Raw genomic sequence first — 14,830 nt, 5'->3', positions numbered from 1 at the left:
GCCCTGTCGCTGAACGTGAGCTACACCTGGAGTGACAGCGAGGCCGTCGTCAACGGCGCCAAGAGCGGCAAGCTCAGCGACACCGCCGAGCACATGGCCTCGGCCCAGTTGCGCTACGACGTGAGCGAGCGCTGGAACCTGTGGCTGCGCGGCGACTACCGCGGCAAGAGCCGCCGCTTCGACGGCGACCCCGCCCAGCTGACGGGCGACAACCTGCGCGAGTACCAGGCGCTGGGCGACCTCAAAGGCTTCGCGCTGTTCCACCTGGGCGCCTCGTACAAGCTGAGCAAGAACGTGACGCTGGGCGCCACGGTCTACAACCTGTTCGACAAGGACTTCACCCAGTTCACCGCCTGGACCAACGGTGCCGGCGAAACGGTGCTCGGCAGCCCCTACTCCAAGACCACCTCCGGCACCAAGGGTTCGGCACTCAGCGGCCGCACCTTCTGGCTGACCGCCAACGTCAATTTCTGATCATCCCGCCTTACCTCAAGGAACATCTCGCATGAAAAAACAAGGATTCCTCCGGGCCGCCCTCGGTCTGGCCATGCTGGCCGCCGGTACGCAAGTGCTCGCCCAGGCCGCACCGCAGGCCGTCACGGTCTACTCCTCGCGCATCGAACAGCTGCTCAAGCCGACACTGGACCGCTACACCAAGGAAACCGGCGTCAAGATCAACCTGCTGACCGACCGCGGCGGCTCGCTCACCGAGCGCCTGGCCTCCGAAGGCGCCAGTTCCCCGGCCGACGTGTTGATCACCGTCGACATGGGCGTGCTGTGGAACGCGGCCGAGCGCGGCCTGCTGCGCAAGGTCGACTCCCCCGCGCTCAATGCCAACGTGCCGGCCAACTTCCGCGACCCGGGCAACCGCTGGTGGGGTCTGTCGCAGCGCGAGCGCACCATCTTCTACGCCGCCGGCCGCGTCGATCCGAAGAACCTGTCCACCTATGAAGACCTGGCGCTGCCGAAGTGGAAGGGCAAGCTGTGCCTGCGCACCAGCAAGCAGACCTACACGCAGTCGCTCACGGCCATGATGATCGCCAAGCACGGCGAGGCCAAGGCCGAGGAGATCGTGCGCGGCTGGGTCACCAACCTGGCGACGGACGTCTTCACCAACGACGCCAGCCTGCTCAAGGCCATCGCGGCCGGCCAGTGCGACGTGGGCATCGCCAACACCTACTACTACGGCCGCATCCTGTCCAAGGAGCCCGACTTCAACCAGCAGGTCAAGCTCTTCTGGGCCAACCAGGGCAAGGACGAAGGCGGCGCGCACGTCAACCTCTCGGGTGGCGGCGTCACGGCGCACGCCAAGAACCCCGAAGGCGCGCGCAAGCTGCTCGAGTGGCTGTCGTCGCAGGAGGTGCAGACCGCCTACACGCACGGCACCTTCGAGAGCCCGATCAACACCAAGGCCGAGGCCGATCCCATCGTGAAGGCCTGGGGCAAGTTCGTGCCCAGCCCGCTGAACGCGGCCGACATCGGCTCGCACCAGCCGGCCGCCATCCGATTGCTGGACCGCGTTGGCTACCGCTGATACGTCCACACTGACGGCCAACAGCGCCACTGTCATGCCCCTCCCTCGGCCGTCCCGTCGGCCCTGGCGGGGCATTGTCGCTGTCGGACCGATCGCTCTGCTCACGCTCATTCCGCTGGGCGTGGTGATCGGGCTCGCGCTCACGCCTCAGCCTGATATCTGGCAGCACCTGTGGCAGCACGTGCTGCCGCGCGTGCTGGCCAACACGGCACTGCTCATGGTGCTGGTGTCCGTCGGCGTGCTGCTGGTGGGCGTGCCGCTGGCCTGGCTGACCACGATGTACGAGTTCCCCGGGCGGCGCCTGTTCGCCTGGGCACTGGTACTGCCACTGGCCATTCCCGCCTACGTGCTGGCCTTCGTGCAGATGGGCCTGTTCGAGTTCGCCGGGCCGGTGCAGCGCGCGATCCGGGCCGTGGCCGGCTCCAGCCAGTGGTTCCCCGAGATCCGGGGCAGTCTCTGGGGGCTGACGCTGGTACTGGTGTGCGCGTTCTACCCCTACGTCTACCTGCTGGCGCGCAGCGCCTTCCTGACCCAGGGCCGGCGTGCCATGGAAGCCGCGCAGTCGCTGGGTTACTCGCCTACCGGTGCCGTGCTGCGCGTGGCGGTGCCCATGGCCCGCCCCTGGATCGCCGCCGGTCTCGCGCTGGTGCTGATGGAAGTTCTGGCCGACTTCGGCGCCGTCGCGGTGTTCAACTTCGACACCTTCACGACCGCGCTGTACAAGGCCTGGTTCGACCTGCACAACCTCGGCGCGGCCGCCCAGCTCGCGGCGTTGCTGATCCTGGTGGTGGTGGTGCTGATCGCGGCCGAGCAGCGCTCGCGCCTGGCCCAGCGCTACCACAGCGCCGCCAGCCGCCAGGGCCGTATCGCGCTGCGCGGGCGCGCACGCTGGCTCGCCTTCGCCGCCTGCGCCGTCGTGCTCGCGGTGGCCTTCGTCATCCCCATGCTGCAGATCGTGGCCTGGTCGCTCGACGTCTGGCGCGAGGACCTGGACGAGCGCTACTGGGGCTTCGTCTGGAACACGCTGCAACTGGCCCTGGCCACGGCGGCCATCACCACCGCGCTGGCGCTGCTGCTGTCGTGGTTGCGCCGCCTGCACACCGATGCCGGTACCGCCTGGCTGGTGCGGCTGGCGGTGGTGGGCTACGCCATACCGGGCGTGGTCCTGGCGGTGGGCGTGTTCGTGCCGATCGCCTGGCTCGACGACCTGCTGCTGCCGGTGCTGCAAGGCATGGGCTACGAGGGCCTGACGCTGTTCAAGGGCACGATCGCCACCATGCTCCTGGCCCTGTCGGCGCGCTTCCTGGCCGTGGCCTGGCAGGCCACCGACAGTGCCATGCAGAGCATCAGCCGCAGCCAGGAGGACGCCTGCGCGTCGCTCGGCCTGACGACCTGGCAGACACTGCGCCGGCTGCACCTGCCGCTGTTGCGCACCGGCCTGCTCTCGGGCTTTCTCATGGTCCTGGTGGACGTGATGAAGGAAATGCCCATCACCCTCATGACGCGCTCGTTCGACTGGGACACCCTGGCCGTGCGCGTGTTCCAGCTCACCAGCGAATCCCTGTGGGACCAGGCCGCGCTGCCGGCGCTGGCCATCGTGCTGGTTGGCCTGCTGCCGGTCGCCCTGCTGGTGGCCCAGACCGAGCGCCAGCCTACCTCGATCCCTGCCCATCATGACGACGACACCCATGCTTGAAGTCGACCACGTCACCCTCGGCTACGACCACACCGACGTGGTTCGCGACATCTCGCTGACGCTGGCGCGCGGCGAGATCGGCTGCCTGCTCGGCCCCTCGGGCTGCGGCAAGACCACCCTGCTGCGTGCCATCGGCGGCTTCGAGCCGCTGCGCGCCGGCCGCATCGCGCTGGACGGCCGCACCGTGGCCACCGCCCATGCCGCCCTGCCCGCACGCGAGCGCGGCATCGGCATGGTGTTCCAGGATCACGCACTGTTCCCGCACCTGAACGTGCAGGACAACGTCGCCTTCGGCCTGGGCAAGCTGACGCTGGTCGAGCGCAAGCGGCGCGTGGCCGAGATGCTCGCGCTGGTCGGGCTTGACGGCCTGCAGCGGCGCTGGCCGCACGAGCTCTCGGGTGGTCAGCAGCAGCGTGTGGCGCTGGCGCGCGCGCTGGCGCCGCAGCCGGCCCTGCTGCTGCTGGACGAACCGTTCTCCAACCTCGACACCGGCCTGCGCGTGGCCATCGCACGCGAGATCCGCGCGATCCTGCGCCAGGCCGGCGCCACGGCACTGATGGTCACCCACGACCAGCACGAGGCCTTCGCCATGGCCGATGCCATCGGCGTGATGGTGGGTGGTCGCCTGCACCAGTGGGCCAGCGCCTATGACGTGTACCACCGGCCCGCCACGCCCGAGGTCGCACGCCTGATCGGCGAAGGGGTGCTGCTGCCGGCGCAGGCCGGATCGAATGGCTGCTGGCAGACACCGGCGGGTGCGATCGCCACCGATACACCCTGCTTCGACGACGGCACCCAACGCCAGGTGCTGGTGCGTCCCGAGGAGCTGTGCATCGACGACGCCAGCACCGTGCGGGGCACCGTGACCGAGTGCATCTTCCGCGGCAGCCACTTCCTCTACACGGTGCAGCTGGTCGACACGCGCGTGCTGGTCCACGGCGGCATGGGCCAGCCGCGGGACGTCGGCACCACGGTCGGCATCGCGCCCCTGCGCCGCTGAGGCGCCCGCCCGGCGCTAGCCGAGCAGGTCCTTCAGGCGGTACCAGGCCATGCCCAGGGCCAGGCTGGGCGTGCGCAGCCAGCGCCCGCCCGGGAAGGGATGGTGCTTCAGGCGCGCAAAGACATCGAAGCGCCCGGCCTGGCCCAGCACCGCCTCGGCCACCAGTTGACCGGCCAGCCCGGTCAGCGCCATGCCATGGCCGCTGAACCCTTGCAGGTAGTACAGGTTGTCACCGAGGCGGCCGAAATCGGGCGCTCGGTTCATGCTGATGTCCACGAAGCCACCCCAGACGTAGTCGACCGGCACCCCCTTGAGGTCCGGGAACACCCGTCCCATGCGCCGCTCCATCGTGCCCTTGAGGTCGGGCGGTGTCATGGTCGTGTAGCTCACACGGCCACCGAACAGCAGCCGCGAATCGGCGCCGAAGCGGAAGTAGTCGAGCACGAAGTTGTTGTCGCAGACCGCGGCGTTGCTCGGGATCAGACGCTGGCGCAACGCCGGGTCGATCGGCGCCGTGGCCACGATGTAGGTGCCCACCGGCATGATGCGCGCGGCGATCTCCGGCGCCACCCGCGGCCCGTACTCGGGCAGCATGCAGTTGCCCGCCAGCACACCGTAGCGCGCGTGCACCCGCCCATGGCGCGAATGCGCCACCAGTTGCGCGCCACGCTCCAGCGCCGTCACCGGCGACTGTTCGCACAGGCGCACGCCCGCACGCTCGGCCGCCTGCGCCAGGCCCAGTGTGTACTTGAGCGGATGCAGGTGGCCGGAGCGGTTTTCGTAGGCGGCCATCACGTAGCGCGGGCTGTCGATCAGGCGCCACAGGCCGGCCCCTTCGGCCACCTCGCAGCTCACGCCGTGCCGCTGCAGGTTCCCGATCTCCTCGCGCAGGGCACGTGCCTTGCGCGCCGAATCGGCCACATACAGGTAGCCGCGCTGCCATTCGCAGTCGATGTCATGCTCCCGGATCCGGCGCTCGACCAGATCGACCGCCTCGACCGACATGTCCCACGCCAGGCGCGCATCGTCGGCGCCAAGCTGCTGCTCGAGGAGCTCCTGCCCGCTCGCATAGCCGACGATCACCTGCCCGCCATTGCGGCCGCTGGCGCCGGCGCCGATGCGGTCGGCCTCCAGCAGCACCACCGACAGGCCGCGCCGCGCCATCTCCAGCGCGGCCGACAGCCCGGCCAGGCCGCCGCCGATCACCACCACATCGGCCGTCACCTCGCCCTGCAGCGGCGGCCTGGGCGCCGGCCGCACGACGCTGGCCTCGTAATAGCTGTGCAGATTGAGCTGGGTGTCCGAACCGATCAGGGAACGCGTCAGCATGCACCGCCCTCCCTCAGGCCATGCGGGCCACACGGCCGCACAGGTAGGTCCAGACGAAGGTCGCTGCCGCGTTGCTGGTCAGCTCGGCGTGGTCGTAGGCCGGCGCCACCTCCACGCAGTCCATGCCGATCCAGTTCAGGTCGGCCAGCTCCTCCAGAAAGGTCAACACCTGCGAGCTGCTCAGCCCGCCGGGCTCGGGCGTGCCGGTGCCGGGCGCAAAGGCCGGATCCAGCACATCGATGTCGAGCGTCAGGTAACACGGCCGCTGACCGATGCGCCCGCGAATCGCCTCCAGCACCGGCGCCAGGCCCGCGCCATCATGGCCGCGCAGGGCGCGCGCGGTGAAAATCTGCCCGCCCTGGTCGGCCACGTACTCGCGCGCGGCGCGCTCGCCGCTGGAGCGGATGCCGATCTGCACCGTGTGCGGCGCACTGATCAACCCCTCCCGGATCGCCTCGTAGGTCCAGGTGCCGTGGCCCGAGGGTTCACCGAAATGGTCCTGCCAGGTGTCGCAGTGGGCATCGAAATGCACGCAGGCCAGCGGCTCGCCACCGCCATAGCGGGCCTGCGCCGCGCGCAGCAGCGACAGCGTGACCGAGTGGTCGCCACCGAGGAACACGCAGTGGTGCCGCGCCATCAGCTCGGCAGCCTGTGCCTCGATGTGCCGGCGTACCTCGGTCAGCGGCGAAGCGTTGGGCAGGCGCATGTCCAGTGCATCGCCCACGTGCGCCAGCGGCGAAACGTCGAAATGCGGGTGGATGCCGTCACACAGCATCAGGCTGGCGGCGCGGATGGCCTGCGGGCCGAAGCGTGCCCCCGGTCGGTGGGTCACCGCCCCGTCGTAAGGCACGCCCGCCACCGCGAACGGCTGATGGTCCAGGGGCGCGCAGGCCAGAAATCGGTTGCTGTGGTTGGCAAAGGCGAAATGCCCGATCGGGGAAGACATGGGTGCGGGTGGTAGACGTTGCAGGTGCCGTGGCGGCCGAGCACCGGACGAAAGATACACCCGCCAGGGTCGCCACGTGCCGACCAATTGTCAGGCAAGCGCCGCATCGGCCGTGACGAAAAAAAGCTTGCGCCACGCCGCATGTGCAAATATATTTGCTTTCATGATGTAAATGCAAATAATCATTGCATCATGCTGGTGCATCCCCGGCAAAAAAGCGCCACGATGGTGCACCGCCCTCCATCTCTCCATCAGAAAGGTCTGCCATGAAACACCTCCTCGTCCGGTCTCTCGCCGCGGCCCTGACGGCCGCCTCCATGCTGTTCGGCACCGCACAGGCACAGACCCTGGTGGTGGCCACCGACACCGCCTTCGTGCCCTTCGAGTTCAAGCAGGGCGACAAGTACGTGGGCTTCGACATCGATCTGTGGGACGCCATCGCCAAGGAGCTGGGCCTGTCCTACAAGCTGCAGCCGATGGACTTCAACGGCATCCTGCCGGCACTGCAGACCAAGAACGTGGACGTCGCGCTGGCGGGCATCACGATCAAGGACGAGCGCAAGAAGGTGATCGACTTTTCCGACGGCTATTACGACAGCGGCTTCATGCTGCTGGTGCCGACGGCCAGCGCCATCGCCAGCGAGAAGGATCTCAAGGGCAAGACACTGGCCGTCAAGACCGGCACCTCGGCCGCCGACTACGCCAAGGCCAACTTCGCAGGCACCGAGCTGCGCCTGTTCCCGAACATCGACAACGCCTACCTCGAACTGGCCACCGGTCGCGTGGACGCGGTCATGCACGACACGCCCAACGTGCTGTACTTCGCCGCGACCGCCGGCAAGGGCAAGAGCAAGGTGGTGGGCTCGCAGATGATGGCGCACGAGTACGGCATCGGCTTTCCCAAGGGCAGTGCGCTCGTGCCGCGCGTCAACGAGGCGCTGGCCAGGATCAAGGCCGACGGTCGCTACGACGCGATCTACAGGAAGTGGTTCAACACCGAACCGCCGAAGAAGTGACGCGCCCGGCGCCCAGCGGAGCACCCTGTCATGGATTTTGACTGGTCCGTCATCGTCGATGCCTTTCCGGCCCTCATGCAGGGTGCCAAGCTCACCGTGTTCATCACGGTGGTCGGCCTGCTCGGCGGCACCGCGGTCGGCCTGCTGTTCGGCCTGATGCGCGCCTATGGCAACCGCCTGCTCGACCTCATCGCCTTCGCCTACATCGAACTGGTGCGGGGCACACCCATTGTGGTGCAGGTGATGTTCATCTACTTCGCGCTGCCGGTGCTGGCGGACATCCGCGTGGACCCGATGACCGCGGCCGTCACGGCCATCATCGTGAACTCCGGCGCCTACATCGCCGAGATCGTGCGCGGCGCCTTCATCTCGGTGCCCAACGGTCTGCGCGAGGCCGGCCTGGCACTGGGCCTGCCGACCTGGCGCGTGCTGGCCTTCGTGGTCGGCCCGGTGGCCTTCCGCCGCATGACACCGCCACTGGGCAACCAGTTCATCGTCAGCCTCAAGGACACCTCGCTGTTCATCGTCATCGGCGTCGGCGAGCTCACGCGGCAAGGCCAGGAGATCATGGCCGCCAACTTCCGCGCGGTGGAGATCTGGACCGCCGTGGCCATCATTTACCTGTGCATGATCGGCGCGCTCACCTTCGCGCTGAGGACGCTGGAAAAGAGGATGCGCATCCTATGAGCACGACGCCGACCTCCCCCGTCCCTCGACCACCCACCGACGCCGCCCCGACCATGGTCGAGTTCCGGCAGGTGCGCAAGTGCTTCGGCAAGACCGTGGTGCTCGATGGCGTGGACCTGCGCATCCACGCCGGCGAGGTCGTGGTGCTGATCGGGCCCTCGGGCTCGGGCAAGTCCACCCTGTTGCGCTGCATCAACGCGCTGGAATCCATCGATGGCGGCGACCTGATCGTGGATGGCCGCAGCGTGCGCGCGGGCCCCTCCACGGTGCGCGAGATTCGCCAGGAGGCGGGCATGGTGTTCCAGCAGTTCAACCTGTTCCCGCAGATGACCGCGCTGGAGAATGTGGCCTTCGGCCCGCGACAGGTGCGCGGCACGCCCAGGGCCCTGGCGCACGAGCAGGCCACCGAGTTGCTGCGCAAGGTCGGCCTGGCCGAGCGCGCGCACCACTACCCGAGCCAGCTCTCGGGTGGCCAGCAGCAGCGCGTGGCGATCGCGCGGGCGCTGGCCGTCAGGCCCCGGCTCATGCTGTTCGACGAGCCCACCTCCGCCCTCGATCCCGAGCTACGCCAGGAAGTGCTGCGCGTCATGCAGGCCCTGGCCGAGGAGGGCATGACCATGGTCGTGGTCACGCACGAGATCGCGTTCGCGCGCCAGGTCGGCACGCGCCTGATCTTCATGGAACACGGCCACATCACCGTCGACGGGCCGCCCGTCGAGTTGACCAACAACCCCACCAATCCCCGTCTGCGGGAATTCCTGCAGCATGTCGAATAGCATCGAATGCTTTCCTATCTGACAATCCAGGGCACGCCCTTCGACGTCGGTGCCGCCCTCGGGCGCTTCGGCGCGCAGGCGGTGCACGAAGTCCTGCGGCCCGGTGCCGCCTGGGCCGAGGTCATGCGCTGGCGCGACAGCCCCGCCCTGACCCGCATGGCCGAGCACACCCGCACACTTCAGCCCGCCTGCTGGCAGGAACTGCAGGGTCTGGCCAGCGGCCTCGGCCTGGCCTGGGACGAGGTTTTTGCCTGGAACTGCCGGGGCGACGTCTGGGCCATGGCCCCCGACGGTTGCACCACCGTGCAGTTGCCCGGCGAGGTGCCCCGCTTCGCGCACAACGAGGATGGCGATCCGGGTCTGGTCGGGCGCTGCGCGCTGGCCGAGATCCATGTCCACGGCGGCACCCGCTTCGCCGCCGTGGTCTACCCCGGCTCGCTGCCCGGCCACACCATCGCTGTCACCGGCCATGGCCTGGCCGTCACCGTCAACAACCTGCGCACCCTGCACGCGAACGACGGTCTGCCGCGCATGGTGCTGGCGCGTGCCCTCCTCGACCAGCCGTCGATCGAAGCCGGCATACGCCTGCTGCAGGAGGCACCGCGTGCAGGCGGCTTTCACTTCACCCTCGGTCAGGCTGGTTTCGCACAGCTGTACAGCATCGAGTTCAACGCCGCCCAGTGCTCGGTTCGCCGCCTGGAGCAGCCCTCGCTGCATGCGAACCACATGATCCACCCGGCCATGGCCCATCAGCCCCAGATCGTCACCGGCTCTTCGGGACACCGCCAGCTGCGGGGCGAGGCGCTGCTGGCCGAAGCCGCGGCACGCGCGGTCGCGCCCGATCCGCTGGCCATCCTGTTCGACCAAAGCGATGCGCGCTTTCCGATCTTCCGCAACGACCTCACGGACAGCGATCGCGAAAATACGCTGGCAACCGCCGTCATCCGGATCGGCAGCGATGCGGTCGACTGGCAAATCCACACCGGACGCTCGGTCAGGCCGCTGTACCACCTGAGGAACGGAGCGCTGTCGTAAGCTGCCGATGACGGACACACCCTGGAACCACGCGCAACATGCCCAAGGACAGCTCCCACGTTCCCCGCTCCATCGAAGCCCTGCGTGAACTGGCCGTGGCCATCGGCCGCGGCGAAGCCCCCGTATCGCTCGGCAGCAAGGCGCACGCCGTGCTCGCCAGGCTCGTGGCACAACCCGAGGCGGTGGCCTTCCGCACCATCACCGAGCTGTCGGACGACTTCGGCGTCAACCCCTCAACGCTCACGCGGCTGGCCACACGGCTGGGTTTCAGCGGTTTTGCCGACTTCCAGGCCGTGTTCCGCGACAGCCTCAGCCGCAACTCGCGCCACTTCTACACGCAACAGGCCCACCGACTGATGGACAGGCCGCTGGCACGGGAGACCACGGCCGAGATGGACGTGGTCGTGAAGCTGGCGCAGGAGTCCATCAACAACGTCGAGGGGTTCCTGTCGCAACTGGAGCCCGACGAGCTCAGGAGCGCCGCGCAACGGCTCGCAACGGCACGCCGCGTGCGCGTGCACGGCCTGCGCCAGATCCACTCGCTGGCGAGCTTCCTGACCTACGGGCTGGGCATGGTCCGGGCTGACGTTTCCCTGCTGGACGGCCCCGGGCTCGGTGTCGCCGAGGGCCTGGCGCAGCTCGAGCCGGATGATGTGCTCGTGGTCGCCAGCGTGGCGCCCTACACCCGCAGCGTCGTCGAGGTGGCCCATGCGGCGGCACAGGCTGGCATCGATGTGATCGCGCTGACGGACTTTCGTGCCTCCCCGCTGGTGCCGCCGGCGCACCACGCCTTCTTCATCCCCCACGACAGCAGCTACATCAGCAACAGCATGGGCGCCTACCTGGTGTTCTGCGAGTGCCTGGTGAACCTGGTGGCGCGCGAGCTCGGCGATGCCGCCCTGCAGGCGCTGGAGCGCCGCGAAGGCTTCATCGGCGAACTGGGCATCGAGGTTCTCTAGCCCAGCCCCACCGGGGACGGTGCCGTCATCACGATGCGCGTGAACAGGCGGTCAAACAGGGGGTCGCGCGGGAGGCGCTGGTTGAGCGGGTCGGGGTTGGCCGCGAACGCGGTGTCCAGCGCCTGCCAGTCGGCCTCGCTCATGTGGCGCTCGGCCTCGGGCAGGACCACGGTTTCTTCCAGCCGCATGTGTTCGAGATAGAAGTCCACGTAATCCGTGACGTCATCGACAAAGGCCTGGCGGCGCGACTCGCCCAGCAACTCCCAGGCCAGCAGCCGGTGCATCAGTTGGCGCACCCGGGATTCGCCCTGCGCATGATCGCGCTCGAGCTGGTCGATGACCGACAGGGTGTGTGGCGCCGCCTTGGCCACGCGCGGGAACAGCAGCGTCGACTCCTTGGGATGGTGGTGCTGCTCGGGAAATTCGTCGATGTAGAACAGCATGGCCCGCAGCACGTCGAAATACGCCGCCGCGTCATCCTGGCCGTCGTGCATCGGCCCGCGCCGGACCATCTGGATCAGCGATTGCAGCATGGCCGACAGACTGGTGTGTTCCTCGCGGATGATGCGCAGAGATTCGTGGATCATGGTGATATGTCTCTGGAAAATGGAACGGTACGCCAAACCGCTGGCCACCCGGCCAAGCCCCGCCGCCAACTATGGAGGCGCCCGCGCGCCATCGATTTGACGTGCATCAAGGCAAGTCGCTGGCGCGGTCACGTCCCTCCCCACTTTCAGTGTCAGCGTGTGGGCCGCCACCGCTTGAGCAGCAGCGCGTTGGTCACCACGCTGACCGAACTCATGGCCATGGCCGCGCCCGCCACCACAGGGCTGAGGAAACCCAGCGCGGCCAGCGGAATGCCCACCGCGTTGTAGAAAAAGGCCCAGAACAGGTTCTGCCGGATCTTGGCCACGGTCCGGCGCGAGATGTCCAGCGCCGCCGCCACCAGCGCCGGATCGCCGCGCATGAGCGTGATGCCCGCCGCATGCATCGCCACATCCGACCCACCACCGCGCGCATGGCTCATCGCCATGCCGACGTCGGCCGCGGCCAGCGCCGGCGCGTCGTTGACACCATCTCCCACCATGGCCACGACATGACCCCCACGCTCCGCCGCTGACGCGGGTCGCTGCCCCCCGAGGGGGCTGATCCCGCCTTGGGGCGGCCCGGCGGCGGGATCCGCTTGGCCCCCACGCTCCGCCGCTGACGCGGGTCGCTGCCCCCCGAGGGGGCTTATCCCGCCTTGGGACGGCCCGGCCCCGAATCCTTGGCCCTCACGCTGCACAGCCTCCCCTGTCTTCAGGCGCTGGATGACGGCCGCCTTGTCCCCCGGCAGCACCTCGGCGATCACCTCGCCCTCGCCATCTCGCAAGCCGAGCCGCGCCGCCATCGCGCGGGCCGCGGCGCGGTTGTCGCCCGAGACCATGAACAGCCGCAGGCCGCGTGCGCGCAGTTCGCGCATCGCCTCGGTACTGCCGGCCTTGGGTTCATCACCGAAGGCCAGCAGGGCCAGCGGCACCCAGCCACCGGCCGATGTGCGGGTGACCAGCACCGAGACCGTGGCGCCCTGGGTCTGCTGCTGTGCGAGCGCATCGGCCAGCATCGACAGGTCCACCCCCAGCTCTTCCATCCAGCGCACGCTGCCCAGGGCCAGTTCGGTGCCCTGCACCTGACCCTGCATGCCCTTGCCGGGCACCGACTGCACCTCGGTGGCCTCCTGTGCCGGAGCGCCACGCTGCTGCATCGCGTCGCGCACCGCCTGCGCAAGCGGGTGCGCGCTCTGTGCCTGCAGGGCCGCCGCCGCACCCAGCACGGCCAGCTCGTCCACGCCGGCCGCGCTCTCGATCGAAAGCAGGCGTGGGTGCCCTTCGGTCAGCGTGCCCGTCTTGTCGAAGGCGACCGTGTCCACGCGGTGCGCAATCTCCAGCGCCTCGGCATCCTTGATCAGGATGCCATGCCGCGCCGCCACACCCGTGCCCGCCATGATGGCCGTCGGCGTGGCCAGACCCAGCGCACAGGGACAGGCAATCACCAGCACCGACACCGCGTTCAGCAGAGCATCCTCCCAGGGGTGCCCGACCCAGAGCCAGCCGGCCAGCGTCGCCAGCGCGATCAGCAGCACGGCCGGCACGAACACCGCGGCCACCCGGTCCACCAGCCGCTGCACCGGCGCCTTGCCGGCCTGCGCATCCTGGACCAGCGCGATGATGCGCGAGAGCACGCTCTGCGCGCCCACCGCGGTCACGCGCACGCGCAACGGGCCCTCGCCATTGAGCGCACCGCCCGTGACGGCATCGCCCACGGTCTTGGCCACCGGCATGGACTCACCCGTCAGCATCGACTCGTCGGCCTGCGAGTGCCCTTCAAGCACCTCGCCGTCGGCCGGAAAACGCTCGCCGGGCAGCACGCGCACCTCGTCGCCGGGCAGCAACTCGTCCACCGCCACATCCAGCGGATCGAGCCGTCGCACGCCATCGGGCAGCAGATGCGCCCGCTCGGGTCGCAGCGCGTGCAGGGCACGGATGGCATCCGTGGTCTGGCGCTTGGCGCGCGCCTCCAGCCACTTGCCCAGCAGCACCAGGGTGATGACAACGGCCGAACCCTCGTAGTACAGGTGCGGCATCTCGCCGGGTGCGGCACGCCACCACAGCCAGGTTGACAGCGCCCAGCCGGCCGTGGTGCCGATGGCCACCAGCAGTTCCATGTTGCCGGTCATGGCCTTGAGCGCGTGCCAGCCGGCCCGGTAAAAGCGCGCGCCGAGCCAGAACTGCACCGGCGTGGCCAGCAGGAACTGCAGCCAGGCCGGCAACATCCAGTGCTGGCCGAACAGGTCGCCCAGCATGGGCAGCGCCAGTGGCGCCGACAGCAGCAGGCCCGCCAGCACCGGCAGGAAATCGTGCGGAATGCCGTGCCAGCTCGGCGCTTCCGGCTCGTCGAGCGCGCTCGCCTCGCGCGGCTCGTAGCCCGCATCGCGCACCGCGCGCTTGACGCGCGCCAGCGCCTCGGCGTCGGCCGGCGTCTCCAGCCGCACACGCGCCGATTCGGTGGCCAGGTTCACCGTGGCATCGATCACACCCGGCACCCGTTTGAGCACCCGCTCGACACGCGACACGCAGGACGCGCAGGTCATGCCGCCGACCCCCAGGTCGATGTGGCCGGCCGCCTCGTCGTCCGTGCCGGCAACGGCCTCGTTCAGGGAAGTGATTTCAGGTTCAACGGCAGCATTCATGATGAATCGAGCATAAGCTTTCCCCCCATGGGAAGGTCAAGCCACAAGGTGTATCTTCTTTGGGGGCCTTGACCTTGACACGATGTCAGGGTGCACCATGCAGACCATGGCATCCAACTTAAGGAGATCAACATGAGCACACAACAGTTCCAGGTGCAGGGCATGACCTGCGGTCATTGCGAAAAAGCGGTGCAGGCCGCGATCCGGCAAGTGGACCCCCAGGCCGAGGTGCGCATCGACCGCGCCAGCAACCTGGTGGAAGTGCAATCGGCCCAGGACCGCGAGAAACTGGCCGAGGCCATCCGCGAGGAAGGCTACACCGTGGCATGAAGGCTGCCGCCGTCAACTGCGACGAGCCCGCTGCGGCGTGGCCGGTGTCCATCGGCTCGGCCGCGCGGCTCAGCGGCATCTCGCCCAAGATGCTGCGCCACTACGAGGCGATGGGCCTGCTGGGTGAGGTCCACCGCACCGACAGCAACTACCGCCAGTACGGTGAGGCGGATGTCCACACGCTGCGCTTCATCCGCCGCGCGCGCGACATGGGCTTTGGCCTCGATGCCATCGCCGAGCTGGTCAGCCTCTGGCACGACCGGCGCCGCAGCAGCGCCCAGGTCAAACGCAGA

The 14,830-nt window shown here is 68.7% G+C and carries 15 protein-coding genes; 11 read left to right on the top strand and 4 right to left on the bottom strand.

From position 1 onward, the window contains the following. The 4 genes from PHQ87_RS08525 to PHQ87_RS08510 all read left to right on the top strand — a co-directional run. On the top strand, positions 1-474 hold a 474-nt coding region (locus tag PHQ87_RS08525), incomplete at its 5' end, for a TonB-dependent receptor (RefSeq protein WP_300233027.1). Positions 475-505: 31 nt separating this feature from the next. Then, a complete protein-coding gene (locus PHQ87_RS08520) occupies positions 506-1,534 on the top strand; it encodes an extracellular solute-binding protein (protein WP_300233026.1) in 1,029 nt (342 codons plus the stop codon). Between the two features lie 34 nt (positions 1,535-1,568). Next, the gene (locus PHQ87_RS08515) at positions 1,569-3,230 is read left to right on the top strand and encodes an iron ABC transporter permease (RefSeq protein ID WP_300233024.1); all 1,662 of its coding nucleotides are present in this window, start codon (positions 1,569-1,571) and stop codon (positions 3,228-3,230) included. Beyond that, on the top strand, positions 3,223-4,230 hold the full coding sequence (locus tag PHQ87_RS08510; RefSeq protein WP_300233022.1) for an ABC transporter ATP-binding protein: 1,008 nt from the start codon (positions 3,223-3,225) through the stop codon (positions 4,228-4,230). Before PHQ87_RS08515 ends, PHQ87_RS08510 begins: the two co-directional genes overlap by 8 nt. Before the next feature lie 15 nt (positions 4,231-4,245). Here PHQ87_RS08510 and PHQ87_RS08505 read toward each other — a convergent pair whose 3' ends face one another. Together PHQ87_RS08505 and speB are read right to left on the bottom strand one after the other, a co-directional pair. Further along, positions 4,246-5,559, bottom strand: a complete 1,314-nt coding sequence (locus tag PHQ87_RS08505) for an FAD-binding oxidoreductase (protein WP_300233021.1) — start codon at positions 5,557-5,559, stop codon at positions 4,246-4,248. 13 nt (positions 5,560-5,572) lie between these two features. Continuing rightward, complete coding sequence (gene speB, locus PHQ87_RS08500) at positions 5,573-6,505, bottom strand: agmatinase (RefSeq protein WP_300233019.1); 933 nt, start codon at positions 6,503-6,505, stop codon at positions 5,573-5,575. Positions 6,506-6,771: 266 nt separating this feature from the next. Between speB and glnH the strand changes: the two genes are divergently transcribed. Genes glnH through PHQ87_RS08475 form a run of 5 tightly spaced genes read left to right on the top strand, consistent with a single transcriptional unit; the run spans position 6,772 to position 10,978 of the window. Beyond that, on the top strand, positions 6,772-7,521 hold the full coding sequence (glnH, locus tag PHQ87_RS08495) for a glutamine ABC transporter substrate-binding protein GlnH (protein ID WP_300233017.1): 750 nt from the start codon (positions 6,772-6,774) through the stop codon (positions 7,519-7,521). A 30-nt stretch (positions 7,522-7,551) separates the two neighbouring features. Further along, on the top strand, positions 7,552-8,208 hold the full coding sequence (gene glnP, locus PHQ87_RS08490; protein WP_300233016.1) for a glutamine ABC transporter permease GlnP: 657 nt from the start codon (positions 7,552-7,554) through the stop codon (positions 8,206-8,208). Then, a complete protein-coding gene (glnQ, locus tag PHQ87_RS08485; protein WP_300233014.1) occupies positions 8,205-8,984 on the top strand; it encodes a glutamine ABC transporter ATP-binding protein GlnQ in 780 nt (259 codons plus the stop codon). The genes glnP and glnQ overlap by 4 nt, the downstream gene beginning before the upstream one ends. Positions 8,985-8,990: 6 nt before the next feature. After that, positions 8,991-10,019, top strand: a complete 1,029-nt coding sequence (locus PHQ87_RS08480; protein WP_300233012.1) for a C45 family peptidase — start codon at positions 8,991-8,993, stop codon at positions 10,017-10,019. A gap of 38 nt (positions 10,020-10,057) precedes the next feature. Continuing rightward, positions 10,058-10,978, top strand: a complete 921-nt coding sequence (locus PHQ87_RS08475; RefSeq protein WP_300233010.1) for a MurR/RpiR family transcriptional regulator — start codon at positions 10,058-10,060, stop codon at positions 10,976-10,978. Here PHQ87_RS08475 and PHQ87_RS08470 read toward each other — a convergent pair. Continuing rightward, complete coding sequence (locus PHQ87_RS08470) at positions 10,975-11,565, bottom strand: hemerythrin domain-containing protein (protein WP_300233008.1); 591 nt, start codon at positions 11,563-11,565, stop codon at positions 10,975-10,977. The genes PHQ87_RS08475 and PHQ87_RS08470 overlap by 4 nt on opposite strands. A gap of 152 nt (positions 11,566-11,717) precedes the next feature. Next, a complete protein-coding gene (locus PHQ87_RS08465; protein WP_300233007.1) occupies positions 11,718-14,207 on the bottom strand; it encodes a heavy metal translocating P-type ATPase in 2,490 nt (829 codons plus the stop codon). 132 nt (positions 14,208-14,339) lie between these two features. On the opposite strand from PHQ87_RS08465, the gene PHQ87_RS08460 reads away from it, so the two are divergent. Beyond that, on the top strand, positions 14,340-14,537 hold the full coding sequence (locus PHQ87_RS08460; protein WP_300233005.1) for a heavy-metal-associated domain-containing protein: 198 nt from the start codon (positions 14,340-14,342) through the stop codon (positions 14,535-14,537). Further along, positions 14,534-14,830 (top strand): MerR family transcriptional regulator (locus tag PHQ87_RS08455; RefSeq protein ID WP_300233003.1); only part of this gene is annotated, 297 nt, incomplete at its 3' end. The genes PHQ87_RS08460 and PHQ87_RS08455, both read left to right, overlap by 4 nt.

This window comes from Hydrogenophaga sp. (assembly GCF_028698005.1).
In the GTDB taxonomy this organism is placed as follows: domain Bacteria; phylum Pseudomonadota; class Gammaproteobacteria; order Burkholderiales; family Burkholderiaceae_C; genus Hydrogenophaga.
This window is presented reverse-complemented; position numbering and strand designations above follow the sequence as displayed.

Excerpts from the sequence above, each read along its gene's own strand:
- PHQ87_RS08515 (WP_300233024.1), top strand. The coding sequence starts at position 1,569 with ATGCCCCTCCCTCGGCCGTCCCGTCGGCCCTGGCGGGGCATTGTCGCT.
- PHQ87_RS08465 (WP_300233007.1), bottom strand. The coding sequence starts at position 14,207 with ATGAATGCTGCCGTTGAACCTGAAATCACTTCCCTGAACGAGGCCGTT.
- PHQ87_RS08460 (WP_300233005.1), top strand. The coding sequence starts at position 14,340 with ATGAGCACACAACAGTTCCAGGTGCAGGGCATGACCTGCGGTCATTGC.
- PHQ87_RS08470 (WP_300233008.1), bottom strand. The coding sequence starts at position 11,565 with ATGATCCACGAATCTCTGCGCATCATCCGCGAGGAACACACCAGTCTG.
- PHQ87_RS08520 (WP_300233026.1), top strand. The coding sequence starts at position 506 with ATGAAAAAACAAGGATTCCTCCGGGCCGCCCTCGGTCTGGCCATGCTG.
- speB (WP_300233019.1), bottom strand. The coding sequence starts at position 6,505 with ATGTCTTCCCCGATCGGGCATTTCGCCTTTGCCAACCACAGCAACCGA.
- glnQ (WP_300233014.1), top strand. The coding sequence starts at position 8,205 with ATGAGCACGACGCCGACCTCCCCCGTCCCTCGACCACCCACCGACGCC.
- PHQ87_RS08510 (WP_300233022.1), top strand. The coding sequence starts at position 3,223 with ATGCTTGAAGTCGACCACGTCACCCTCGGCTACGACCACACCGACGTG.
- PHQ87_RS08480 (WP_300233012.1), top strand. The coding sequence starts at position 8,991 with ATGCTTTCCTATCTGACAATCCAGGGCACGCCCTTCGACGTCGGTGCC.
- PHQ87_RS08475 (WP_300233010.1), top strand. The coding sequence starts at position 10,058 with ATGCCCAAGGACAGCTCCCACGTTCCCCGCTCCATCGAAGCCCTGCGT.
- glnH (WP_300233017.1), top strand. The coding sequence starts at position 6,772 with ATGAAACACCTCCTCGTCCGGTCTCTCGCCGCGGCCCTGACGGCCGCC.
- PHQ87_RS08505 (WP_300233021.1), bottom strand. The coding sequence starts at position 5,559 with ATGCTGACGCGTTCCCTGATCGGTTCGGACACCCAGCTCAATCTGCAC.
- glnP (WP_300233016.1), top strand. The coding sequence starts at position 7,552 with ATGGATTTTGACTGGTCCGTCATCGTCGATGCCTTTCCGGCCCTCATG.